The organism is Nocardia sp. NPDC050712 (genome assembly GCF_040654295.1).
Classification (GTDB): Bacteria; Actinomycetota; Actinomycetes; order Mycobacteriales; family Mycobacteriaceae; genus Nocardia.
In genome coordinates, this window is record NZ_JBFAHT010000002.1 from 1,744,085 (window position 1) to 1,766,584 (window position 22,500).

Annotated in this window: 22 protein-coding genes; 4 read left to right on the plus strand and 18 right to left on the minus strand. The window is 69.3% G+C overall.

From position 1 onward, the window contains the following. The first annotated feature begins 28 nt into the window (after positions 1 to 28). Entirely contained in the window at positions 29 to 1,861 is a 1,833-nt protein-coding gene (locus AB0H76_RS19010) for a long-chain fatty acid--CoA ligase (protein ID WP_357325155.1), read from the plus strand. A 58-nt stretch (positions 1,862 to 1,919) separates the two neighbouring features. On the opposite strand, the gene AB0H76_RS19015 is transcribed toward AB0H76_RS19010, so the two are convergent. The 5 genes from AB0H76_RS19015 to AB0H76_RS19035 form a co-directional block, all read right to left on the minus strand. Then, positions 1,920 to 2,447 carry a YbhB/YbcL family Raf kinase inhibitor-like protein gene (locus AB0H76_RS19015; RefSeq protein ID WP_357325157.1) on the minus strand — a complete coding sequence of 176 codons (528 nt, stop codon included), beginning with the start codon at positions 2,445 to 2,447 and terminating at the stop codon, positions 1,920 to 1,922. Between the two features lie 24 nt (positions 2,448 to 2,471). Next, complete coding sequence (locus AB0H76_RS19020; protein WP_357325158.1) at positions 2,472 to 3,833, minus strand: M20/M25/M40 family metallo-hydrolase; 1,362 nt, start codon at positions 3,831 to 3,833, stop codon at positions 2,472 to 2,474. 92 nt (positions 3,834 to 3,925) lie between these two features. After that, positions 3,926 to 4,060 carry a hypothetical protein gene (locus tag AB0H76_RS19025; RefSeq protein ID WP_357325161.1) on the minus strand — a complete coding sequence of 45 codons (135 nt, stop codon included), beginning with the start codon at positions 4,058 to 4,060 and terminating at the stop codon, positions 3,926 to 3,928. 169 nt (positions 4,061 to 4,229) lie between these two features. Continuing rightward, positions 4,230 to 4,808, minus strand: a complete 579-nt coding sequence (locus AB0H76_RS19030) for a hypothetical protein (RefSeq protein ID WP_357325164.1) — start codon at positions 4,806 to 4,808, stop codon at positions 4,230 to 4,232. Between the two features lie 400 nt (positions 4,809 to 5,208). After that, positions 5,209 to 5,820, minus strand: coding sequence for a hypothetical protein (locus AB0H76_RS19035; RefSeq protein ID WP_357325167.1), 612 nt, complete (start codon positions 5,818 to 5,820; stop codon positions 5,209 to 5,211). 171 nt (positions 5,821 to 5,991) lie between these two features. Here AB0H76_RS19035 and AB0H76_RS19040 point away from each other — a divergent pair, with 171 nt between their 5' ends. Further along, on the plus strand, positions 5,992 to 6,573 hold the full coding sequence (locus tag AB0H76_RS19040; protein ID WP_357325169.1) for a nitroreductase family deazaflavin-dependent oxidoreductase: 582 nt from the start codon (positions 5,992 to 5,994) through the stop codon (positions 6,571 to 6,573). Positions 6,574 to 6,578: 5 nt separating this feature from the next. Here AB0H76_RS19040 and AB0H76_RS19045 read toward each other — a convergent pair whose 3' ends face one another. Continuing rightward, complete coding sequence (locus tag AB0H76_RS19045; protein ID WP_357325172.1) at positions 6,579 to 7,418, minus strand: phytanoyl-CoA dioxygenase family protein; 840 nt, start codon at positions 7,416 to 7,418, stop codon at positions 6,579 to 6,581. Between the two features lie 48 nt (positions 7,419 to 7,466). On the opposite strand from AB0H76_RS19045, the gene AB0H76_RS19050 reads away from it, so the two are divergent. Next, positions 7,467 to 8,042, plus strand: coding sequence for a TetR/AcrR family transcriptional regulator (locus tag AB0H76_RS19050; protein WP_357325175.1), 576 nt, complete (start codon positions 7,467 to 7,469; stop codon positions 8,040 to 8,042). A gap of 122 nt (positions 8,043 to 8,164) precedes the next feature. On the opposite strand, the gene AB0H76_RS19055 is transcribed toward AB0H76_RS19050, so the two are convergent. From AB0H76_RS19055 to AB0H76_RS19075, 5 genes are all read right to left on the minus strand, one after another. Continuing rightward, positions 8,165 to 8,791 carry an ATP-binding cassette domain-containing protein gene (locus AB0H76_RS19055; RefSeq protein WP_357325178.1) on the minus strand — a complete coding sequence of 209 codons (627 nt, stop codon included), beginning with the start codon at positions 8,789 to 8,791 and terminating at the stop codon, positions 8,165 to 8,167. Beyond that, the gene (locus tag AB0H76_RS19060; RefSeq protein WP_357325181.1) at positions 8,791 to 9,702 is read right to left on the minus strand and encodes an ATP-binding cassette domain-containing protein; all 912 of its coding nucleotides are present in this window, start codon (positions 9,700 to 9,702) and stop codon (positions 8,791 to 8,793) included. Before AB0H76_RS19060 ends, AB0H76_RS19055 begins: the two co-directional genes overlap by 1 nt. After that, complete coding sequence (locus AB0H76_RS19065; protein WP_357325184.1) at positions 9,699 to 10,523, minus strand: ABC transporter permease; 825 nt, start codon at positions 10,521 to 10,523, stop codon at positions 9,699 to 9,701. Before AB0H76_RS19065 ends, AB0H76_RS19060 begins: the two co-directional genes overlap by 4 nt. 98 nt (positions 10,524 to 10,621) lie before the next feature. After that, positions 10,622 to 11,575, minus strand: a complete 954-nt coding sequence (locus AB0H76_RS19070; RefSeq protein WP_357326252.1) for an ABC transporter permease — start codon at positions 11,573 to 11,575, stop codon at positions 10,622 to 10,624. A 53-nt stretch (positions 11,576 to 11,628) separates the two neighbouring features. Next, positions 11,629 to 13,230, minus strand: a complete 1,602-nt coding sequence (locus AB0H76_RS19075; RefSeq protein ID WP_357325187.1) for an ABC transporter substrate-binding protein — start codon at positions 13,228 to 13,230, stop codon at positions 11,629 to 11,631. Positions 13,231 to 13,311: 81 nt separating this feature from the next. On the opposite strand from AB0H76_RS19075, the gene AB0H76_RS19080 reads away from it, so the two are divergent. Then, positions 13,312 to 13,647: a metalloregulator ArsR/SmtB family transcription factor gene (locus tag AB0H76_RS19080; protein WP_357325189.1), complete on the plus strand. Its 336-nt coding sequence runs from the start codon at positions 13,312 to 13,314 to the stop codon at positions 13,645 to 13,647. 7 nt (positions 13,648 to 13,654) lie between these two features. Here AB0H76_RS19080 and AB0H76_RS19085 read toward each other — a convergent pair whose 3' ends face one another. From AB0H76_RS19085 to AB0H76_RS19115, 7 genes are all read right to left on the minus strand, one after another. Further along, entirely contained in the window at positions 13,655 to 14,347 is a 693-nt protein-coding gene (locus tag AB0H76_RS19085) for a response regulator transcription factor (RefSeq protein ID WP_357325192.1), read from the minus strand. After that, a complete protein-coding gene (locus tag AB0H76_RS19090; RefSeq protein ID WP_357325195.1) occupies positions 14,305 to 15,534 on the minus strand; it encodes a histidine kinase in 1,230 nt (409 codons plus the stop codon). Before AB0H76_RS19090 ends, AB0H76_RS19085 begins: the two co-directional genes overlap by 43 nt. Further along, positions 15,531 to 16,967: a serine hydrolase domain-containing protein gene (locus tag AB0H76_RS19095; protein WP_357325198.1), complete on the minus strand. Its 1,437-nt coding sequence runs from the start codon at positions 16,965 to 16,967 to the stop codon at positions 15,531 to 15,533. The genes AB0H76_RS19090 and AB0H76_RS19095 overlap by 4 nt, the downstream gene beginning before the upstream one ends. Before the next feature lie 86 nt (positions 16,968 to 17,053). After that, the gene (locus tag AB0H76_RS19100; protein WP_357325201.1) at positions 17,054 to 18,616 is read right to left on the minus strand and encodes an alpha/beta hydrolase; all 1,563 of its coding nucleotides are present in this window, start codon (positions 18,614 to 18,616) and stop codon (positions 17,054 to 17,056) included. A 153-nt stretch (positions 18,617 to 18,769) separates the two neighbouring features. Continuing rightward, entirely contained in the window at positions 18,770 to 20,248 is a 1,479-nt protein-coding gene (locus AB0H76_RS19105; RefSeq protein ID WP_357325205.1) for a gluconate:H+ symporter, read from the minus strand. A 13-nt stretch (positions 20,249 to 20,261) separates the two neighbouring features. Next, positions 20,262 to 20,888 (minus strand): bifunctional 4-hydroxy-2-oxoglutarate aldolase/2-dehydro-3-deoxy-phosphogluconate aldolase, encoded by a 627-nt coding sequence (locus AB0H76_RS19110; RefSeq protein ID WP_357325208.1) that lies wholly within the window; start codon positions 20,886 to 20,888, stop codon positions 20,262 to 20,264. Beyond that, positions 20,885 to 22,498 carry a D-aminoacylase gene (locus AB0H76_RS19115; protein WP_357325210.1) on the minus strand — a complete coding sequence of 538 codons (1,614 nt, stop codon included), beginning with the start codon at positions 22,496 to 22,498 and terminating at the stop codon, positions 20,885 to 20,887. The genes AB0H76_RS19110 and AB0H76_RS19115 overlap by 4 nt, the downstream gene beginning before the upstream one ends. Positions 22,499 to 22,500 lie beyond the last annotated feature (2 nt).

Genomic DNA, 22,500 nt, shown 5'->3' on the forward strand with positions numbered 1-22,500 from the left:
TCAGGACAGAGCTATCGGGAACAGGAATATGAGCACTACAGAAATCGGTTTCGCGCACGAGTCCGGCAAGACGGTCTACACCGTTCCCGAGGCGTTCCAGGAGACGATCAAGCTGCGGCCCGACGCTATCGCGTTGCGCACGGTCGGTGGCACCACCGAGATCTCCTGGCAGCAGTACGGCGACCGGGTCCGGGTGATCGCCGCGGGCCTGGCGAAACTGGGGGTCGGGTCCGGCGACGCCGTCGGCATCATGCTCACCAACCGGCCGGAGTTCAACCTGGTCGACACCGCCGCCCTGCACCTGGGCGCCACCCCGTTCTCCATCTACAACACCAGCTCCCCCGAGCAGATCACGCACTTGTTCACCAATGCCGAGAACAAGGTCGTGATCACCGAGCGGGTCTTCCTGGAGACCATCCGCTCCGCGGGCGTCGAGCTCGAGCACATCGTGCTGGTGGACGGCCCGGCCGAGGGCGCGCTGGATCTGACCGCGGTCGAAGCGGATCCGCTGGTGGACTTCGATTTCGACGAGTCCTGGAAGGCGGTCAATCCCGGTGATCTGGCCACCCTGATCTACACCTCGGGCACCACCGGCCCGTCCAAGGGCGTGGAGATCACCCACCGCAACGTGCTGGCCCAGATCATCGCGCTGGTCAACGGCCCGCTGCGGGTCGGCTACGACGATCGCGCGATCTCCTACCTGCCGGCCGCGCACGTCGCCGACCGCATCTCCGGCCACGCCATCAGCCTGCTCACCGGCATGCTCGTGACCTGCGTCCCGGACCCGCGGGAGATCGCCGCCGCGCTGCCCGATGCCCGCCCGACCGTGTTCTTCGGCGTGCCGCGGGTGTGGCAGAAGATCAAGGCCGGTATCGACGGCAAGCTCTCGCTCGAGCCGAGCCCGGTGAAGAAGAACCTGGCGAACTGGGCGATCGGGGTCGGCATCGCCGCCGCCCGCGCCGACCTGGCCGGCAAGGGCCGCGGCCCGGTGCTGGGCCTGCAGTACAAGGTCGCCGACACGCTGGTGCTCTCCAAGCTGCGGCACGCGCTGGGCTTGGACAACCTCAAGGTCGCCGCCTCCGGCGCGGCCGCGATCCCGCCGGAGACCCTGGAGTACTTCCTCGGCCTGGGCTTCACCGTCACCGAGGTCTGGGGCATGTCCGAGACCACCGGCGTCGGCACCTACACCGAGCTGGCCAAGCCGCGTCCCGGCTCGGTCGGCCGCGCGGTGGACGGCCTGGAACTGCGCCTGGGCGAGGACGGCGAGCTGCTGTGCCGCGGCCCGATCGTCACCCCCGGCTACCGCAAGCAGGCCGACAAGACCAAGGAAGCGATCGACGACGACGGCTGGCTGCACACCGGCGACGTCGCCACCATCGACGCCGACGGCTACGTGCGGATCGTGGACCGCAAGAAGGAACTGATCATCAACGAGGCGGGGAAGAACATCTCCCCCACCAACATCGAGAACTCGGTCAAGTCCGCGTCCTCGCTGATCGGTCAGGTCGTCGCGATCGGCGAGGCCAAGCCGTTCATCGGCGCGCTGATCACCCTCGATCCCGACACCGCCGCGCTGCGCGCCAAGGCCCTCGACGCCCCCGCCGACGACCTGGCCGCCCTGTCGGTGCGCAAGGAGATCCTCGACGAGGTCCGCGCGGCCGTGGAGGCGGGTAACCGCAAGCTCTCGCGGGTCGAGCAGATCAAGCGCTTCACCGTGGTCCCGCAGCCGTGGGAGCCGGGCGGCGAGGAGCTGACCCCGACCATGAAGCTCAAGCGCAACCCGATCGCGGCCAAGTACGGCGCCGAGATCGCCGCGCTGTACGAGAAGGAAGCACCGGCGACGGTCATCGATCTGAAGTAGCGAGAACGACTGTGGCCCCGGACCTCTCGGTCCGGGGCCACAGTCGTTTCGAGGGGTGTTACGCGACCTCGTACTTACCGATCAGCGTCGCGCGGCCGAGGGTGTGGAAGAACAGGTTGAACCCGAGCACCGCGGGCGCGACGTTCTCGTCGATGTCGAGTTCCTCGACGTCGACGGCGTGCACGACCACGAAGTACCGGTGCGGACCGTGGCCCTGCGGCGGGGCCGCACCGACGAACCCCGGGAAACCGGCGTCGTTGCGCAGGTTCAGCGCGCCGTCGGGCAGCACGCCGCCCTTGCTGCCCGCACCCGTCGGCAGCGAGGTGGTGCCGACCGGGATGTTGGCCGCGGCCCAGTGCCAGAAGCCCGAGGCGGTCGGGGCATCCGGGTCGTACACGGTGACCGCGAAACTCTTTGTCTCCGGCGGGAATCCGGACCAGGACAGCTGCGGGGAGACATCCTTGCCGCCGGCGCCCAGGACATCGCTGACCTGATCGTTGGCCAGGGTCTGCCCGTCCTCGATATCGGCGGAGGTGACGGTGAAGCTCGGTACCTGCGGAAGCGCGTCGTACGGGTTGTAGCTCATGGTTCCCCTTCTACTTCGATGACATCAGCTGTGCAACAGGAAGTGTTCCAGTACCCGGGTGCCGAATTCGAGCGCCTCGACCGGAACGCGCTCGTCCACGCCGTGGAACAGGGCGCTGAAGTCCAGGTCCGGCGGCAGTTGCAGCGGCGCGAACCCGAAGCAGCGAATCCCGATGCGGGCGAAGGCCTTCGCGTCGGTGCCGCCGGAGAGCATGTAGGGCACGGTGCGCCCCTGCGGATCGTGGGCCAGGATCGCCGCGTTCATGGCCTCGACCAGGTCACCGTCGAAGGTGGTCTCGTAAGAGTCCAGCTTGGTGATCCACTCGCGTTCCACGTCCGGGCCGATCAGTTCGTCGACCTCGCGTTCGAACTCGGCCTGCCGGCCCGGCACGACCCGGCAGTCGATCACCGCCTCGGCGGTCTGCGGGATGACGTTGGCCTTGTATCCGGCGCTGAGCATGGTCGGGTTCGCGGTGTCGCGCAGCGTGGCGCCGATGATGCGCGAGATAGTGCCCAGCTTGGCCAGCTGGCCCTCGATGTCGGGGCTGTGCGGATCGAAATTCAGGCCGGTCTCCTCCGCGACCGCCTTGAGGAACTCCGCGACCGAATCCGAGAGCACCAGCGGGAAGGTGTGCTTGCCCAGCCGCGCCACCGCGTCGGCGAGAATGGTGACCGCGTTGTCCTCGTGCAGGAACGAGCCGTGCCCGGCGCGGGCCTTGGCGCGCAACCGCATCCAGCCCAGCCCCTTCTCGGCGGTCTCCACCAGATACAGGCGGCGTTCGGTGCCGTCGGGGCGCGGGACCGTCAGCGAGAACCCGCCGACTTCACCCACGGCCTCGGTGATGCCCTCGAACAGATCGGGCCGATTGTCGACCAGCCACTGCGAGCCCCACTTGCCGCCGGCTTCCTCATCGGCCAGGAACGCGAAGACGATGTCGCGCGGCGGGACGGTGCCCTCGATCTTGAACTGGCGGGCGATGGCCAGCATCATGCCGACCATGTCCTTCATATCGATGGCGCCGCGGCCCCACACGTAACCGTCGCGCACCGCGCCGGAGAAGGGGTGCACACTCCAGTCGGAGGCCTCGGCGGGCACCACATCCAGGTGGCCGTGCATCAGCAGCGCACCGCGGCTGGAATCGGCACCTCGCAAGCGCGCGAACACATTTCCGCGCCCGGGCTGCCCGGATTCCACATATTCGGTGGTGTAGCCGACCTCATGCAGCTGGTCGGCCACCCACTGCGCGCACTCGCGCTCTCCCTTGGTGGTTTCCAGCTCGCCGGTGTTGGAGGTGTCGAACCGGATCAGCGCACTGACCAGCTCCACCACCTCGTTCACCGCGCGAGACCTGCCGTTGGGATCGGGACGTTCACCGTTTGCGGACACGCCCCTTTCCTACCATCCGCCACCGGAGCGCCGACGCGAGGACCGGGCCCGGATTTTCGATCAGCGCGATCCGAAGTACCGCCGCGGATTTCTCAGCGCGGGCAGGCGATGCCGGCCGGGCAGAGATCCGACAGCGGCGCGGCCTCGGCCTCGGCCAGCGCCAGCCCGATCGCCGTCATCAGAACCGAAACCACACCAGTTATCGCAGCCATCCGTGTGAAACGCATGTCACTCCTTTTCGGTGTCTGTTTTGTTCTGGGCGGAATGGTAGGTCCGGGTGCCGCGGATATCGGGGAGCGTCGCGGCGTTTCCCGGCCTCGACTCGGTATCGTTCGCCGGAGTGCGCGAAAGGCCCCCGATCCGGAGATCGGGGGCCTTTCGGGTGCGGAGCGGTTCTTACTCGGCGCTTCCGGAATTGGCCGTGGCCTCTTCCGTGTCGTCATCGTCGTCCTGTGCGTTCGGCGCGGCCTGCGGAGCCTTCGGAGCCGCGCTCGACTGGCTCTGCTGCTCGGCCTTCGGGGCCTCCTGCTGAGCATTGGGCACCGCGGGGAACGGCAGCGACGGAAGCTCGGAGCTGTCCTCGTTCGCCTGCGCGCCCGGCGCGCTCTTCGGCGCGTCCGCGGCGCTCGGTGCGGACTGCTCGGCCGCCGCACCCTGCTCGGCCGCCGGCGCCTGCTCGTCGATCGCACCCTCGTACTGGCCGCTCTGCGGGGTCGCCTTGTGCTGGGAGTCCGCCGCGCCCTTGCCCTGCTCCGCCTTCGGCGCCTTCTCGGCCGGGGCGTTCTTCTCCTCCGGCTTGCCGGAGAACATGTCGAACAGGGCGTCCAGCGGCGAGGGGAGCCCCTCGTTACCGGCCACCACGGTGGTCGAGGTGGTCGGGGTCTCCGCCACGGCCTGCGCTGCCGGCAGCGCCACGAGCCCGGCCGTCGCCGCCGCGAAAACTCCGGTGATTGTGAACAATCCTGCGATCCGCATACCACTCCCTTTCCGGTTGGTTGATACGGACGGGAATGCTAATAGACGTGAACAAGTCCGCCAGGGATGCGGAATTTCGGCGTTTCCGATTTCCCCGCAATGTTATTTATATTGCGAATTACCCACCTGACCGGCAGCGGGAAGGCCCCGATCCACCGAATCGGAGCCTTCCGCGCCCCGCACCCGTTTACGGTCGACACGGCTGCCGCAGCGCATTGCCGCGGGTTGAGCGGCAGAATCGCGGAAAAGGTTTACAGTTGAGCAACGATACGGCGAACACTGAGCCGAATAGAATATTCGAGAAGCGCAAACGCGACCGAATCGATAGCGTGTCTCTATCCGGTTCGAATGCGGCGCCGCCATTCCGGCGAGAAATTCGCGCAGATCCCCCGCTCACGGATCAATCCTCAGGGGTCGCCGTCACCGAGGGTGTCGCGGTTGCGGACGAGGTCGTGGTCGGCGGGGCGGTGGTCACCGTGGTCGTCGGCGCCGCCGTCGGCGAGCTGGTGGTCGTGGCCTTGATCGGCCACGGGCACCTGCCGTCCCGCTCGAGGGCATTGATTTCGTCGGCCGAGCGCGGATCTCCGGTGTAGTCGAGACGTTCCGTGCACTTCTGCCACTCCCCGCAGACGACGATGCCGCATTCGTCGGTGCCGCCGGGTGCGGCGGTCGGCGGCGGGTTTCCGCAGGTCCCCGGGCCGCAGTTGTCGGTGCCGGGCGGGTTCGGGTTCTCCCCGCAGACGATGGTGCCGCACTGATCGGTGCCGGGCGCCGAAGCCGGCGGGTCGGCCGCCGGATTGTTCGGCGCGGGCGCCGTGCCGGGATCGTTCTGTGCCGCAAGCGCTGTCGTCGAGGTCTTGGTGCTCGACGGGGCCGAGGTCTTGGTCGTCGTGCTCGATGCCGGTGTGGCCGAGCCGGAATCCGTTGCCGTGCAAGACGTTGCCAGCAACGCCATGGTGATCAGAGCCAATAGCACGCCCAGTGTTGCCCGTAATCGGGTACCTGCTCGCATCGTCAACCTCTTCCCCGCTGCCAGAGCAGCTAAATCCCCGACCCAAATCGCAAGTGCTCCATGTCATTCGGAGAACCAGGCCGGTTGTTACAGGGTGGAAGTTTCCGGGGGTCGCTTGTCGGTGCTCTTCCGCGGTGCGATATTGGAAGGATCCGAGCGGCAGGAGACGGGGTGGGCGAGTTCCCGGGGGACCCGGTTCCCGAGTCGCTGCGCTACCGCGACGGTCGATATGTCCCCGAGCGATTCCGCCGGGCCGGATCGCCGAGTCCGCGCGCCGCGCGGGTCTTCGCGCGCACGCTGCACGCGGTCCACATGCCGTGGTTCCTGCTGTGGCTACCGGCCGGCGTCGGCGTGCTCACCACCACCGGCCGCCGCACCGGCAAAGCCCGGCACACCCCCGTCAAAACCGCCCGCGCCGGTGAGCTCGTCTACCTCGTTTCGATTCGCGGCGCACACGCCCTTTGGTACAAGAACCTCCGCGCGCAGCCGCGGGTACGTATTCAGCTGACCGGCGGCGTCTTCGACGGTGTCGCCCGGGAACTGCGGGCGGACGAGTGGCCCGCCGCCCGCGCGGCGCTGTGTGAGCGGGTGCATCCGTTCGACTACCTGGAGAGCGCGTTCCATCGCCCCGGGCGGCCCACGGCGAGCCGGGTCCGGGAGTTGCATCGTGCCTGGTTCGAGGGCGGGATACCGTTAGTGGTGGAGCTTGGCGCGCGGGTGGGCCGCGGGCGGTGGCCGCTGAATTTCGGCTGAACGCCCTACTCCAGCAGCCGTTTCGGGTGCATGCCGTCGACCTGGCCGATGAACGGCGGATGGATGCTGTAGCCGAGCATGCGGCGGATGTCCTCGCTGACCGCGCGGACCACCTCGTGCGTGGTGGACAGCGTGAACGCCTCCTGCGGGCGCAGCCACGGTTCGCAGTACTGGGCGGTGAGCGCCAGGCGCGGGTGTGCCGAGCGGTTGGCGCCGCCGCCGTGCCAGAGGGTGCCGAGGAAGAACACGCAGCTACCGGCGGGCATCACCACCGGGATGCGCGGCGCGTCGGCGGGCGGCAGACCGTCGCCCCACTCGTGGCTGCCCGCCACGATGTCGGTGGCGCCGTTGTCGGCCGTGAAATCGTCGATGGCCCAGATGGTGGCCGCGCCCAGCGCCGGGCGGGGACGCGCGAGTGGGTAGAAACTGTCATCGGTGTGCAGCATCTGCGCGGTCTCGCCGGGGAGAATATTGATCACCTGCAGCATCGACAGCAGATAGTTCGGCAGGAACAGCCGATCCAGCAGCGCCAGCACGCGCGGGTGGTCGACGATCCGGTCGCAGCTGCGGGTCTTGTTCAGCACGCTGTAGATCCGTTGCGTCGCATGGCCTTCGAAGTTGTTGCGCCCGGTCCGCGCCAGTAGCGGCCCCACCTCGCCGCGGATCTCCCCCAGCTCGTCCGGCCGCAGCAGGCCCTCGAGGATGACGTAGCCGTCGCGGCGGACGGCGGCCAGATCCGCGTCCACCACCGCGGGATCCACCGCGCCCCCGGCACTTTCGGTGCGCCGGTACTTCCCGGCGAGATCGCCGGCCAGGTCGACGATGGAAGAAACCTCGGCGCTCATGACGCTCTCCGATCCGAAACATAACTGAGTTCTGTTATTGTTCCGACTGTGGCACGCGCACCCCTGGGACGTCAACAACTACTCGACGCGGCGCGCGCCGAGCTCCTGGAAGGCGACGGCCAGGTCGACCTGCACGCCCTCAAACGCCGCTCCGGCCTCAGCACCGGCGCCCTCTATCACCACTTCGGCTCCAAAGCCGGTCTCCTGGTAGCGGTTTACGAGCAATTCCACGCGGGGCTGGTCGCCGCCATCGCCGACGACACCCTCCCCGCCGACGTCTCCTGGGCCGAGCGCGAACGCCTGCGCACCCACCACTTCGTCGCCTACCACTTCGGCGACCCGCTGGCCGAACTCCTCCTCAACCGCATCGTCCGCGAACCCGAAATCGCCGAACTCGAAACCGGCGGCCTCACCCGCCTCACCGCCGCCGCCGGCCGCAACATCCACCAGGGCCAACTCGACGGCGACATCGACCCCGGCATCGACGCCGACCTGGCCGGCGCCTGCATCATCGGCGCCCTCCGCTACGGCATCGCCGAACAACTACGCCGCGTCCCCCGCCCGTCTACCGATGAAGCGGCCGAACGTCTCTGGAACGTCATCGCCGGCGCCCTCACCCTCTAGGCGATGCCCGGATCGTGCACCTCGCGAGTTGGGCCAGTCGCGACGGCCACCCGCACTCAGGGCTGCGCGGTGCGAATCCGAGCGATATTTCCGCCGACTGCTTCGACGCAGCGTCCAGGCCGCTAGGGGATGACGGCTCCTTCGGGCAGGGTGGCGGTTTCGGTGCAGCAGGCGGCCAGGAGGTCCTCGTCGTGGCTGACGAGGAGGACGCCCATGGTGTCGTCGGTGGCGCGGGTGATGATCGAGCGCATGATGGCGGCGGTGGTGGCGGCGTCGAGCATGGCGGTGGCCTCGTCGCAGAGCAGGTAGCGCGGGCGCTGGGCGAGGGCGCGGGCCAGGCAGGCGCGTTGGAGTTGGCCGTCGCTGACCTCGTGGGGGCGGCGGTTCAGGAGGTCGGGGGTGAGGCCGACCGTGGCGGCGAGGGCGGCCAGGTCGGGGTGGCGTTCGCCGCGGATCGTGGCCGGTTCGGCGATGATGCGGGCCAGGGTGAAGCGGGGATTGGTGGCGGTGCGCGGGGATTGGAAGACGACCGCGATGTCGGTGCCGCGCTTCGGCAGGGGCTCGCCGTCCATGGTGACCGTGCCGGAAACGGGTTTCAGCAGACCCGCGAGGACGCGCACGAGAGTGGTTTTGCCCGAGCCGGATGCACCGCTTAGGCCGATCACCCGGCCCGGTGTCACGGTGAAATCGAGGTCGGTGAACGCGGTTTCGGTGCCGTATCCGGCGGTTACGGCGGTGGCGGCGAGCATTACCTCTCCCCTTCACGAATCATGCGCGGCCCCTTGGCGATCAGTGCGCCGTGGCCGAGATAGGGGCGGTCCAGGGAGAGGTTCGTCAACTCCGGGGGCGGGTGTGGAAGTGGATGCATGCCGCGGGCGGGCAGGGCGGCGAGCAGATCGCGGGTGTACGGGTGCCACGGGTCGTCGAGGACGGCGGCGGCGGCGCCGGTCTCCAGCAGATGCGAGGCGTACATCACCGCGAGCTGGTCGGCAACGCCGGTACGTGCCAGTGCGCCGAGGTCGTGGGTGATGAGCAGCACCGCCGCACCGTCATCGGCGCAGCGCCGCAACAACTTCAGGGTCCGGTCGGTGCGTGCGCGGTCCAGTCCGGAGGTCGGCTCGTCGGCCACGATCACCTCCGGGTCGCCCGCGAGCGCGGCGGCGATGGCCGCGCGCTGCGCCATCCCGCCGGAGAGTTCGTGCGGGTAGCGCGTCAGCGCGGATTCCGGGAAATCGGCGCGCGCCGCCAGTTCCGCGCAGGTGTAGCCGGTGCCGACCGCGCGGATCGTCTCGGCCAGCTGCGACCCGATGGTGCGCACGGGCGTGAAATGTGTTGCCGGAGACTGTGGCACGAGCGCCACATTGCGGCCCCGATAGGACCCGGCATCCGCGAGCACATTCACGGACCTCGCGCCGAGCCTGAGCGTGACGGTTCCGGTGACCTGCGAGTTCGACGGCAGCATCCCCAGCACGGCGGCGGCGACCATCGACTTCCCGCACCCGGATTCCCCGACCAGGGCGGTGACCATGCCGGGCGCGACATCCAGGCTCACCTCGGTGACCGCGTGCACCACGGCACCGGGCCGCAACGGGATTCGCACGGTCAGATCTCGAATCCCCAGGCCGGTCGCGGGGGGCGCGGTGAGTTCGGAGGCGGTCATCGCGGCACTTTCGACGGTTTCGGCGGGGTGAGCATGGTGCGCAGCGCCGACCCGGCGACCGCCACCGCGAGCGTGGCCAGCACCAGCACGGCGGCCGGGAACACCAGCGTCCACCATCCGCCGAGCAGCAGCGAGCTCCGCGCTTCCGCGAGCAGGGTCCCCAGACTCGGTTCGTGCGGCGGCAACCCGAATCCCAGGAACGACAGCGTCGACTCGTGCCACACCGCGTGCGGCAACAGCAGCACCACCGCGATCAACGCCTGCGGTGCGACAGCGGGCAGCAGATGCCGGGCCAGCACATGACCCCACCCCGCGCCCGCCAGCCGAGCCGCCGCGATGTACTCGCGATCCCGCAACCCGAGCACCTCCGCCCGCACGATCCGGGCCACCTGCACCCAGTGCGTCAGCCCGATCGACAACACGACCGCCACCACGCTCCCCCGGAACAGCGCCACGATCACAATCCCGAGCAGCAGATGCGGCAGCGCGTTCGCGGTATCCGCCACCCGCATCACCACCCGGTCCAACCAGCCACCCGCCAACGCCGACAACGTCCCGACCAACAGCCCGAGCACCGTCGCCAACAACGCGGACCCAACTGCCACCAGCAGCGACACCCGAATAGCCGCGGCGATCCGCACGAACAGATCCCGCCCCGCGGCATCGGTCCCGAACCAGTGCAGCCCCGACGGCGCCTGGCGCGCCAACGCGAAATCCGTGATCCGGTCATCGACATCGCTCACCCACGGCACCAGCAACGCGTACGCCGCCACCGTCACCAGCACCGCGACCGCCAAGGCCAGCCGCCGCCGCTCACCCATCGGCCCGCACCCCCGAAACCGATACTGCACAGGCGATATCAACCAGCGGCAACGCAGCAGACCTTCCTACTGTGGGCGGCGCGACCATTTCTCGCCGCTCAGCCATCAGCCCGCACCCTCGGATCGAGTACCGCACACGCGATATCGGCCAGCAGCGAACCCAGCAGCACCGCACCGGTTGCGCCCACGGTGAGGAGTGCGAGCAGGGGCATATCCAGGTCGGTGGCTGAGCGGACGAAGGCGCCCGCGATGCCCGGCCAGGAGAAGATTTCCTCGACCAGGACCGCGCCGACGACGATTTCGGGGAGGCGGACGCCGAGGATGGTGACGAAGGGGCCCAGGGAGGTGGGGAGGATGTGGCGGCGGACGATGGTGGGGGTGTCGATGCCGCGGGCGGCGGCGCCGGCGACGAAGTCCTCACCGCGGTTGGCCGAGACCGATTCTCGGACTGCCAGCAATAGCCAGGGTAGTTGGGAGATCGCCAGGACCACGGCCGGTAGTACCAGGTGCCGGGTGACCTGGGCGAGGCTCGGTTCGACGCCGGCGTCGGTGGCGCCGGCGGGGGGCAGCCAGCCCAGGCCGACCGCGAAGATGCCGATGGCGCTCAGCGACAGCACAAACGGCGGGAGGCCCTGCACCGCTACACACGCCGCGGCGATCAGGCGATCGATCCTTCCGCCGCGGTGCATGCCGGACCACACGCCCGCGCCGAGCGCGAGCAGGATCGCGGCCGTCATGCCGACGCCGACCAGCAGGATCGTCCACGGAAGGCGTTCGGCGAGCACCTGACTGACCGGCTGGCCGTAGGTTCGGGAGATGCCGAGATCGCCGGAGACCAGGCCGTGCACCCAGCGGCCGTACAGGTCGTACCAGGGGACGTCCATGCCCAGCTGACCGGCGATCAGGTCCCGGTCGGCGCGGCTGGTCGTCACGTAGCGGTCACCCAGGTAGCCGACCAGCGGGTCGAACGGCGAGGCCGCGGCGGCCGCGAACAACCCCAGGGACACCAGCGCGAGCACCGGCAGCACCGTGAGCAGCCGCCGGCCGATCATCGGACCCAGCCCGCGCCCCCGGAAACGGCTGCGCCGCAGGCTGATCGATGCTGTCACGAACGACGGGTCCAGGTCTGCAACGACCACCACGGCCCCCAGGTGACACCGTGCGAGTGCGGTTCCAGCACCGGACCGGACGTGGACCAGCCGGAGTCCTCGGCCACATAGACGTGGTCGAGGAACACCAGGAACACATAGCTCGGATCCGCCACGAACGCGGTTTGCAGGTCGCGATACGCCGCGGCCCGCTCGTTCGCGTCGGTGCTGCGCCGCGCCTTGTCCAGCAGCGTGTCGAAGGCGGGGTTGGCGTGCCGGCTGGCGTTGTCGTACGGGCTGCCGACCTCGGGCTTCAGGTAGGACGAGTGCAGCGTCTTGTAGGCCTGGGTGTCCGGATCGTAGGGCTCGTCACCGCCGCCGAGCAGGATCCCGTCGCGGTCCACGCGCGGTTCGATCCGATCCCACGACAGCGCCGCCAGATCGACTTCGATGCCGACCCGGCGGGCGTCGGAGACGAAGGCCTGCGCGAGGTCGCGGCGCAGGGTGTCGGAGGAGTTGTACATCACGGTGAAAGCCGCACGGCGACCGTCCTTCTGGCGGATGCCGTCGGCTCCCGGTCGCCAACCCGCTTGGTCGAGGATCGAGGCGGCCAGGCCGCGATCGAAGGTGAACACCGCGCCCGGGTTGTAGGACGCGCCGTACACCTCCGGGAACGGGGTATACGCCGCGCGGCCGTAGCCGCCGAGCACGTTGTCGATGATCGCCTGGCGGTCGACCGCGTGGTTCAGCGCGCGCCGGACGGCGGGATCGCCCGCGACCGGATCGCCTTCCGGCAGCGAGACGCCGCGCCAGTCCGCCGACGTATTGGACGACACCGTGACACCGCCACGCTTGTCGAAGGTGCGCGCCAGCAGCGGCGGCAGCGAGGTGCCGTCGAGTTCGCCGGCCGCCATCCGCTGGGCCCGGGTGTTGTCGTCGGGCACATACAGCAGTGTCAGCTTCTTGACCTGCGGCACGGGGCCCCAATAGTTCTCGTTGGCTTCGAGGACCGCGCGGTCCGGTGTGAGCTGGGTGAGCTTGTACGGTCCGGTGCCGACCGGTTCGCTGTTGAGCCGGGATTCGGCGGCCGGGCCCGGCACGGCGACGGCTTCCGCGGGGACGATGCCGATCAGCAGTTTCGTCGGGAACGCGGAGTACGGGTAGCGCAGCGTGAACCGGGCCGTACCCGGGTCGAGCGCCTCGACACGGTCGATCATCTCGAAGGAGGAGCGCGCCTCCGACGCCGACGCCGGATCGAGAATCGCGCGATAGGTGGCCGCCACGTCCTCGGCGTCGAAAGCCGAACCGTCGCTGAACCGCACGCCCGTGCGCAGCTTGACGGTCCAGGTGGTCGCCGTCGGGTCCGCCGTCGGCGGTTCGGTCGCCAGCGCCGGTTCGAACGCGGACAGACCGTTGCCGCCGGTCGGCCGCAGCAGGCCGTCGTACATCTTCGCTTCGCCGGCGGCTCCGTATCCGGCGATCGGGTTGTAGCCGCCCAGTTCGTGGGCATCGGCCAGGATCAGCGAATCCCCTTGGGCCGCAGTGGGTGCGCCGCACGCCGACACCGCTGCCGCCAGTACCGCCAAGGCACCGAGCAACGCCCCGGGTCTTCCCCTCATCAGGAGCCCTCTCATCCGTTCATCTGTTCAGATCGACAGATGATATCCCGGATGTGCCGTCCGGCTACGCTGAGCATCATCATGGGTGAACCGCAATCCATACAGGGATCGCCGATCGAGCGTGGACGGCACGCGATCCGGAATGTCGATATCCACGCCTGGTCCCGCCGCTTCGGCCTGCTGGCCGACCCGAACCGGCTGGAAATCCTGCTGTGCCTGCACCGCTCCCCCGGCAGCACCGTCCGGGAGCTGGCCGAGGCCACCGGGCGCAGCGAGAACGCCGTCTCCCAGGCGCTGCGGATCCTGCGGCACGAGGACTGCGTCACCTCGACCAGGGTCGGCCGTTCGGTGATCAACCGCTTGGACGATCCGATCATCCACGAGATCCTGCACAGCATCGGCGCCGAGCACGAATGACGAAACGTCAGTAGTCGACGAGCCGGGCCTCGTGCGCGAGGATCGCGGCTTGCACGCGGTTACCCGCCCCGACACGGTGCAGAATCGCACTGACGTGGGCTTTCACCGTGCCCTCGGCGATGAAGAGGTGCTTGGCGATCTCCTGGTTGGACAGGCCCCGGCCGAGCAGGGTCAGCACCTCGCGTTCCCGCTGCGTCAGGCTCGCCACCCGCTCGCGCGCGGCGCTCTTGCGCTCCAACGTGTCTCCGCTGAGTTCGCTGATCACGCGGTGGGCGATGCGCGGCGACAGGAAGGCCGCCCCGTTCGCCGCCGCGTGGACGCCCATGAGCAGCTCACGCGGATCGGATGCCTTGAGCAGGAACCCTTTCACTCCGGCGGCCAGTGCACGCGCGACGTAGTCGCCCTCGTCGAACGTGGTCACGATGACCACCGCGACCTCGGGCCGAGATTCGCGTAGCTCGGCGGCGGCACCGAGCCCGTCCAGTTCCGGCATCCGGATATCGAGCAGCGCGACATCGGGCCGGTGCACCTGTGTCAGCGCGACGGCCTCCCGTCCGTCCGCGGCTTCCGCGACCACTTCGATGCCGGGATCACTGGCCAGAATCGCCCGCACTCCGGCCCGAATCATGGCCTCGTCGTCGGCCAGCAGAACCCGGATCACCTCGCGCCCGCCCGGACCGGAGCCGTCACCGGAATACACGCGACGACCGTGAAATTCGCATGGCCGTCGTCGACCCGAAAGGTCCCGCCCAGCAGCTGTACTCGCGCAGCGAGACCCAGCAGTCCGCTCCCGGTCCCGGCGCCGCGCCCATCACTGCCGGTCAGCACACCATGCCCCTTGCCGCCAGTTCCCCCGCCCCGCCCAGTGCCACCGATCCCCCGAGCCCCGACACCAATTCCCACCGCTGGCTCAGCCCACTCGGGTCCCACACCCGGAGTTGCCACAGCCGTCTCGACGCCGCCACCTACTTTCGAATCCCGACCAGCGCCAGCCGTTTTCACGCCAAAACTCGCACTACTCGCCGTTGCGTCGGCCTCCGCATCGGAGCCCGCTGTTGACGTGGCTATCGGGTTGGTGACCACAAGACCCAGTTCGTCACCGCGCCGCTCGATCTCGATCCGCACCCCCGCACCGGGCGCGTGCCGCGCGGCATTCGTCAGTGTCTCCTGCACAACGCGGCGAACCGCCGATTCGACCAGTGGTGGCAGATCGCCGCGTGGCTCGCTGTCGACCAGGTCGACCATCATGCCCGCGGTTCGAGCCCGAGCGATCAGGGCGTCGACCGACATGCTCGGCGGCTCGACACCCTCGACGGTGTCGGCACGGAGCACACTGACGGTTCGGCGGAGCTCGTCGGAAGCGGTAACCGCCGAGGCGCGAAGGCGACTCGCGGCCTGACGGTTCGGTTCGGCCAGCTCGGTGCTGAGCTCGAGGGCGCCGGCCTGCAGGGCGATCAGGGCCAGTTCGTGGCCGAGGGAGTCGTGCATATCGGTGGCGATGCGGGCCCGCTCGCGGAGCCGGGCGCTGTCGGCGGCCAGTTCCTGGGTTTGCTCCAGGTGCCGGATTCGTTCCTGGCCGACCGCGAGCAGTTCGGCTTGTTGCCGCCGGAACCGGCCGACCACCCAGGGCAGGGCCACGAACAGGGCGAGCGACATGACCGCGCCGACCGCCTCGGCGACATCGATCACGACGACCAGTGCCGAGGCCGCGAGGGCGACCAGCACGATCGGCCCGCCGTGGCGTTCGGGCAGGCGGCGGCCCTGGAAGTAGGCGGCCGCGAAGAGCAGCGCGAACAGCAGTTGGCGCCAGGCCGGAAGCCCGTCCATCGCAAGTCCGTTCAGCGCGCCGCCCGCCGCCGTGATCGCGAGGAGAGCGCTGTACTTCATTCCGCCGACCTTACCGAGCGCAGCCGGAGCACTCGCAACGTCATCGTCGCCGCCCCGGCGGCCGCGAGAACGAGCAGGGTGAGGGTCAGCGGCGCGGCGAAGTAGGTGAGCTGAGCCCAGGTCACAGCCCTGCCGCCGCTGAGGAAGGAGATCTCGGCCGGCAACGCGGCGAACACCACGACGGGCACCACCGCCGGCAGCAGCCGGAGCCCGACCCGCCACCACGCCCGTCCGGCACGCCGCTGCGCCCACCGGCGCGACCGCACCACCCCGAGCACCCCGAGCCCGAGGCCGCCGACCGCGAGTACGCCGAGAACCAGCTCGAACAGCTGCCGCTGACCACCGATCTCGTCCGGCGCCGCACCCCGGCTGAGCGCCACCAGGCCCATCACGATGTCGTAGGTGTCGTCGTGCAGCGCGGCGCTGTTCGCCAGCACCGCGAACCCGTATCCGGTCACGGGGTCGATCGCTTGGAACGCGCTGTAGGTGAACAGGTTCCCACTGTGCACGAGCAGGGCGGGACCCGCACCCACCCGCTCCGGCGACCAGCCCATCGCGTACTCGTCGACCGCCGACGACGCGTGCGCGAGGTCGAGACCGGCCTGACTCAGCAGCCGCGGACCGCCGCCGTTGTGCGCGATCAAGAAACGACCCAGGTCGGCCGCCGTGGTGATGACACCGCCGCTACCGCTGCCGTCGAGGAACCCGGCCAACTCGGGCCGCGACACCCACGCGCCGAACAGCGAGTTGTAACCGTCCGCGGGGCTGACCTCCTCGGCGCTGACGGCACTGCCCACCATCCCGAGCGGCCCGAACACCCGCTGCTCGAGGAACGCGGCGAAACTCTGGCCGCTGGCGACCTCGACCAATCGAGCGGCGATGTTGTAGTTCACGTTGCAGTACTTGAAGTGCGTACCGGGATCGGTCGCGAGTTCGGCGGTATCCAGCAGCGACACATACTCTTCGAGCGACCGGGCCGCCCCCACCCGCCCGATGTCGACCGTCGAATCCGTCAGCCCCGACGTCTGATTAAGCAGTTGGCGCACCGTCACCGAGCCGGCGCGCGAGTCGGCCAATGCGAACCCGGGCAGCTGCTCGGCGACCGGGCGATCCAGCGCGAGCCGCCCCTGCTCCACCAGCACCAGCACCGCCGTGGCGGTCACCGACTTGCTGAGCGAGGCGATCCGCATCGGTGTCGCCCCGGTGACCGGCTCACCATCGGATTCGTGCCCGTAGCCACCGGCATGGACGACCTGATCACCGTGGGTGACCACGGCGGCCAGCCCCGGCAACCCCGTTCCCGCGAGCGCTTCTTCGAGATAGTCGTCGATCACCGCCGCGGAGAGCGGAGAATTCGGCATCGCGTGCGCCTCCGCACCCGGTGCCAGAACGACACCGGCTACGACGGCGAGGGCGACCAGGATTCTGAACATGCCTACGACGCTAGGGATCGGCGCGGCCCGGCGAATCCGCCGATCGACCGCACCGACCCCTGACGAAAGTTATAGAGACCGACGAACTACAGGGTGCAGCGCGCACCCTCCGCAGGCGTCTTCAGGTCGACGAGATAGTCGGCCACCGCCTGATTCACACAGGGACTGGCCCCCGAGAACGCCACCGTGTGCTGCTCGCCTTCCACGCTGAGCAACGCGCCGCCGAGCGTCTCGGCCAGCTTCACCCCACCCGAGTACGGCGTGGACGGATCACCGGTGACCGAGATCGTCAGCGTCGCCGGCAGACCTTCGATCCCGGCGGCGTAGGGATAGCCCAGAGTCGGTTCGGCGGGCCAGAATTCACACGGATCGCGCGCGCCCTCGGGCCCGCGCCCGGAGTCGGTGAACGGCGCCACCTGCTGGATCCGGCGCTTGAGGTCGACTTCCTGCGCGGGCGTGTTCCGCTGTTCATCCAGGCAGTTGATCGCGTAGGTGGCCTCGGTGAAGTTGGGATAGTGCCCTTCGGGATCACGGCCGCCGAAGGCGTCACTCACCTTGAACAGGGTCTCGCCGTGCCCGGCCTTGATTTCCGCGATGCCCTTGAAGAGCACGGGCCACACCGCGGAGTCGTAGAGCCCCGCCGTCACCGCGCCGTAGGCGGCGTTGAAGTCGAGTTTCCGGCCGTCCGCGACGGTGATCGGCTGATCGATCAGCGGGCGGACGATGCTCTGGAACACCTCGGTCGCTTTGGCCGGATCGGTGCCGAGGGGGCAGTCGGGCCGGGTCGCGCAGTCGGCGGCCATCACGTCGAACGAGCGCTGGAAGCTGGTGAACTGCAAGATCCGGCGCTCGACGGTGCCGAGGCTCGGGTCGACCGCGCCGTCGAGCACGAGCGCCCGCACGTTCTGCGGGAACATCTCGGCGTAGACCGCGCCCAGGCGGGTGCCGTAGCTCTGGCCGAGGAAGCTCAGCTTCTCGTCGCCGAGCACCGCGCGCAGGATGTCCATGTCGCGCGCCGCGTCCCGGGTGCCGAGATGGGCCAGCACGTTCTTGCCGCCGGATCCTTCGGCGCACCGCTCGACGGTGCGGCGGCTGTCCTGCTCGGTCAGGGTTCCGTAGCCGACCGTGACGGTCGCGGCCTTGCCGGTGTCGAGTTCGGCGTCGCTGAAGCAGTCGACGGCCGGGGTCGAGGCGCCGACGCCGCGCGGGTCGAAGCCGATCAGGTCGAACCGCTCGGTGACCGGGCTGTTCGCGAAGGTCTTCGCACCGAGCGCGGCCATACCCATGCCCGGTCCGCCGGGACCGCCGGGGTTCAGCAGCAACGAGCCGATGCGTTCACCGCGCGCAGGCACTTTGAGCAGCGCGATCCGCATGGTCGGGCCGTCGGGATCCTGGTAGTCCACCGGCACTTCCACGCGCGCGCACTGGAACGCCGGATCGGCGGTGACGGCCTTGTCGTCGGTGGAGGTCTTGGCGTAGCCCGTACACGGTCCGAACGACACCTTCTGGTCGTAGAACTTCTGCGCGGACGGCTGCGCGGAATCGGCGCGCCCGCAGGCGCCGAGCGCCGGCAGCAAAACGAAAACCGCTGCTCCCGCGAGCAGGCGCGGGAGCAGCGGACGACGTCGGCCCGGTGGAGACACCCTCATACCATCGAATCCCTTCGGTCAGCGGAGCGGTGACATGGTCACTGCCCTCGACATCGGGATTTACCCGGCATCCGGGCTTGGAAACGATCTTGACAAACGCACCGGCCCGGCCCAGGGGCGGAACCCCCGGACCGGGCCGGGCGGAAATCGCTCTCAGCTCACGATCGCGAACAACACCGCCGCCACCGCGAAACTCACCACCGACAGGATGGTTTCCAGCACCGTCCAGGTCTGCAAGGTCTGCTTCACGGTCAGGTTGAAGTACTTCGCGATGATCCAGAACCCGCCGTCGTTGACGTGGCTGAGGATGATCGACCCCGCCGCGATCGCCATGGCGATCAGCGCGATCGACATCTGCGAGTACCCGTGCCCGGTGACCAGCGGCGCGACGATGCCGCCGGTGGTCACGATGGCGACGGTGGCCGAGCCCTGGGCGATGCGCAGGCCACAGCTGATGATGTAGGCGAGCACGATCACCGGCAGCCCGGCCGCGGACATGGTGTCGGCCAGCGCGGTGCCGATGCCGGTGGCCGAGATGACCTTGCCGAAGAACGCGCCCGCGCCGACGACCAGCAGCAGCATGCCGACCGGCCGCAGCGATTCCGCGGTCAGCGTGCTCAGTTCCTGCACGCTGGATCCGCGCCGGACTCCGAGCACGTAGAACGCGATGAGCACCGCGATCAGCAGCGCCACGGCGGGCGTGCCCAGGAACGTCAGCACCTGCAACAGCTGTGAATCCTGGTCGAGCAGCTGCGTTCCGAAGGTGGCGCCGAGGATCAGGATCAACGGGATCGCGATGATCCCGCCGATCAGTCCGACCGACGGCGGCCGCTGCGTCGCAGTGACGCTGTCCGGATCGGTCGCGGTCCCGGGCCCGTCGCCGGTCTTGGCCGTGGGTTCGGCGGTGTGCTCGCCGCTGCGCGAGCCGTCGGCCCGCACCAGGAACTCGTCGGGCACCTCGACGATGACCCGCTTACCGATATAGCTACCCCAGACCAGGCCGGCGGCGATGAATCCCGGGATGCCGCAGATGAATCCCATCAGGATCAACCAGCCCAGGCTGACCCCGAGCAGCCCGCCCAGCGCGACCGGCCCCGGGTGCGGCGGCAGGAACGCGTGCGTCATCGACAGACCGGCCAGCATCGGCATCGCGTACAGCACCAGCGACCGCCCGCCGCGCTTGGCGGCGACGTAGATCAGCGGGGCCAGCACGAAGATGCCGATGTCGAAGAACACGGGAATGCCGAAGATGAGCCCGAGCAGACCCATGGCCACCGGGGCGCCACGCTCCCCGAAGATCTTCAGCAATCGGCCGGTGAGAACGTCGGCGCCACCGGATTGTTCGAGGATCGCGCCGAGCACGGTCCCGAGTCCGATGATGACGGCGATGTGGCCGAGGATGCCGCCGAAGCCGGTCTCCAGCAGCGAATCACCGGCCTTGATCGCCGTGCCGACGATCTTGGAGACCGGCAGGCCGGCGGCGAGTGCCAGCCCGAGCCCGGTCAGTAGGAGCGCGATGAACGGCTCGAGTTTGACTTTGATGATGGCGAACAGCAGTACGGCGATCGCGAGCCCACACAGCACCAGGAGCCCCGGTGTGGTGGTGCGAAGCCAGTCGACGGCGGCGGTCATGCCGGGGTACCTCTCACTTCATGGATCGAACGAATGACGCCGCGCGCGAGGCGATGTCGGACCATCGGCCCGCGGCGACGTCGGACGGAGCAACGACATCGGTGCCCGCGGTGACCGCGACGGCCCCGCTGGCAAGGAATTGCGCGGCGTTGCCCGCGTTGACGCCCCCCGAAGGGATGAGCGCCACATCAGGGAAGGGCCCGCGCAGGTCTTTCAGGTAGCCGGGGCCCAGGGCCCGGGCCGGAAAGATCTTCACCGCGGCGGCGCCCAGATCGAGTGCGGTGAGCACCTCGGTGGGGGTGAACGCGCCCATCACCACCGGAATGCCGCGGGCGACCGCGACGGCGGCGACCTCGGCGCGGATGCCGGGGGTCACCAGGAACCGCGCGCCGTGATCGATGGCGGCGGCGGCCTGGTCGGCGTGCAGGACGGTTCCGACGCCGACCACCGCGCCGGCGGCGGCACCGGCGGCACTCAGGTAGCCGAGCACGCCCGGCGTGGTGAACGTCAGCTCCAGCGCGCGAATTCCGGCGCCCGCCAAGGCTTCCGCCAGGGCGACGGGATCGGGTATCTCCGGCGCGCGGACCACGCTCAGTACGCGGTCGGCCCGGATCACCTCCATGGCGTTCGGCTCGGTCACGCTGTCTCCTTTCGCGAGGTGTCCATGCGCAGCGCGCGCCCGGCCAGCGCGCCGGTCGGCGCGCCGTCCCGGATCACGAACTCGCCGTTGACCAGTACGTGCTGAATGCCGCGCGCCTGCTGCTTGGGCTGTTCGAAAGTCGCGGTGTCGGTGATGGTTTCGGGGTCGAACAGCACCAGATCGGCCGCGTAACCGGGAAACAGGTGGCCGCGGTCGGCGAGCCGGAGGCGTTCGGCGGGGCGGCCGGTCAGATGGTGCACGCAGTCCTCGAGGCCGAGCACGCCGAGTTCGCGGACGTAGCGGCCGAGGTAGCGCGGGAAGGTGCCCCAGGCGCGGGGATGCGGCCGGTCGCCCACGAGCAGGGCGTCGCTGCCGCCCATGTGACCCGGGTGCGCCATGATCGCGCGCACGTTCTCCTCGTGGCCCACGTGCTGCAGGATCGTGGTGGCCAGCTGGTCGCGCCGCAGCAGATCGAAGAACACCTCGACCGGCGCGATGCCGCTGTCGGCGGCGATCTGGGCGACCGTCTTGCCGACGTGGCGATCCAGCGCGGCGTTCGCGACACCGCTGATCTGGATGGTCTCCCACTCGACCGTGACGCCGTGGCAGCCGTCGGAGCCGTGCAGGTCGACGTCCAGGGCGATGCGCGCCCGCGCGGCCGGGTCGTCGATGCGTTCCAGTGCCGCGTCCGGCCCGCCGGACATCGCCCAGCTGGGCAGCAGCGCCGACAGCGTGGTCGAACCCGGGAGATACGGGTAGGTGTCCAGGGTGATGTCGCACCCCTCGGCGCGGGCGGCGTCGATCAGCGCCAGAAATTCCGGTGCGCGACCGCGATTCACACCGAAGTTCATGGTGGCGTGGGTGAGGTGCAGTGCGCAGCCGGTACGGCGCGCGAGCTCGATCATCTCGGCATACGCCTCGAGCGCGCCCTTGCCGTAGGAGCGGGTGTGCGGGGCGTAGTACCCGCCGTAGTCGGCCAGCACCTCGCACAGCGCGGTCAATTCGCCGGTGTCGGCGTACATTCCGGGCGTATAGGTCAGCCCGCTCGACATGCCGACCGCACCTTCGCTCAGCCCCTGCGCCAGCAGGTCTCGCATGCGGCCCAGCTCCGGGCCTGTCGCCGGGCGCTGCTCGCTGCCCACGACCAGCAGCCGCAGTGTGCCCTGCGGCACCAGGTAGGCGGCATTGGGTGTGATGCCCTGATCGAGCCGGTCCAGATACTGCGCGACGCTGCGCCAGGAGAAGTCCAGGTCGACGGGATTGCCGTTCCAGCCCGCGATCTGGCGGCGCAGCACCGCGAGACTCGGCTCGTCGATCGGGGCGTAGGACAGCCCGTCCTGACCGATGACCTCGGTGGTGATGCCCTGGCTCACCTTCGGGAAATGCCCCGGATCGGTGAGCAGATGCAGATCCGAGTGGGCGTGCATGTCGATGAAGCCGGGTGCGAGGACCGATCCCGGTACGGCGTCGACGACCGTCGCGGCACCGGTGAACGTGCCGGGTGCGGTGATCGCGTCGATGCGGCCGCGCGCGAGGTGGACGTCACCGCGGCGCCGGGGCGCGCCCGTGCCGTCGATGATGTCGATGTTTCGGAAAACCAGGTCGGTCATGT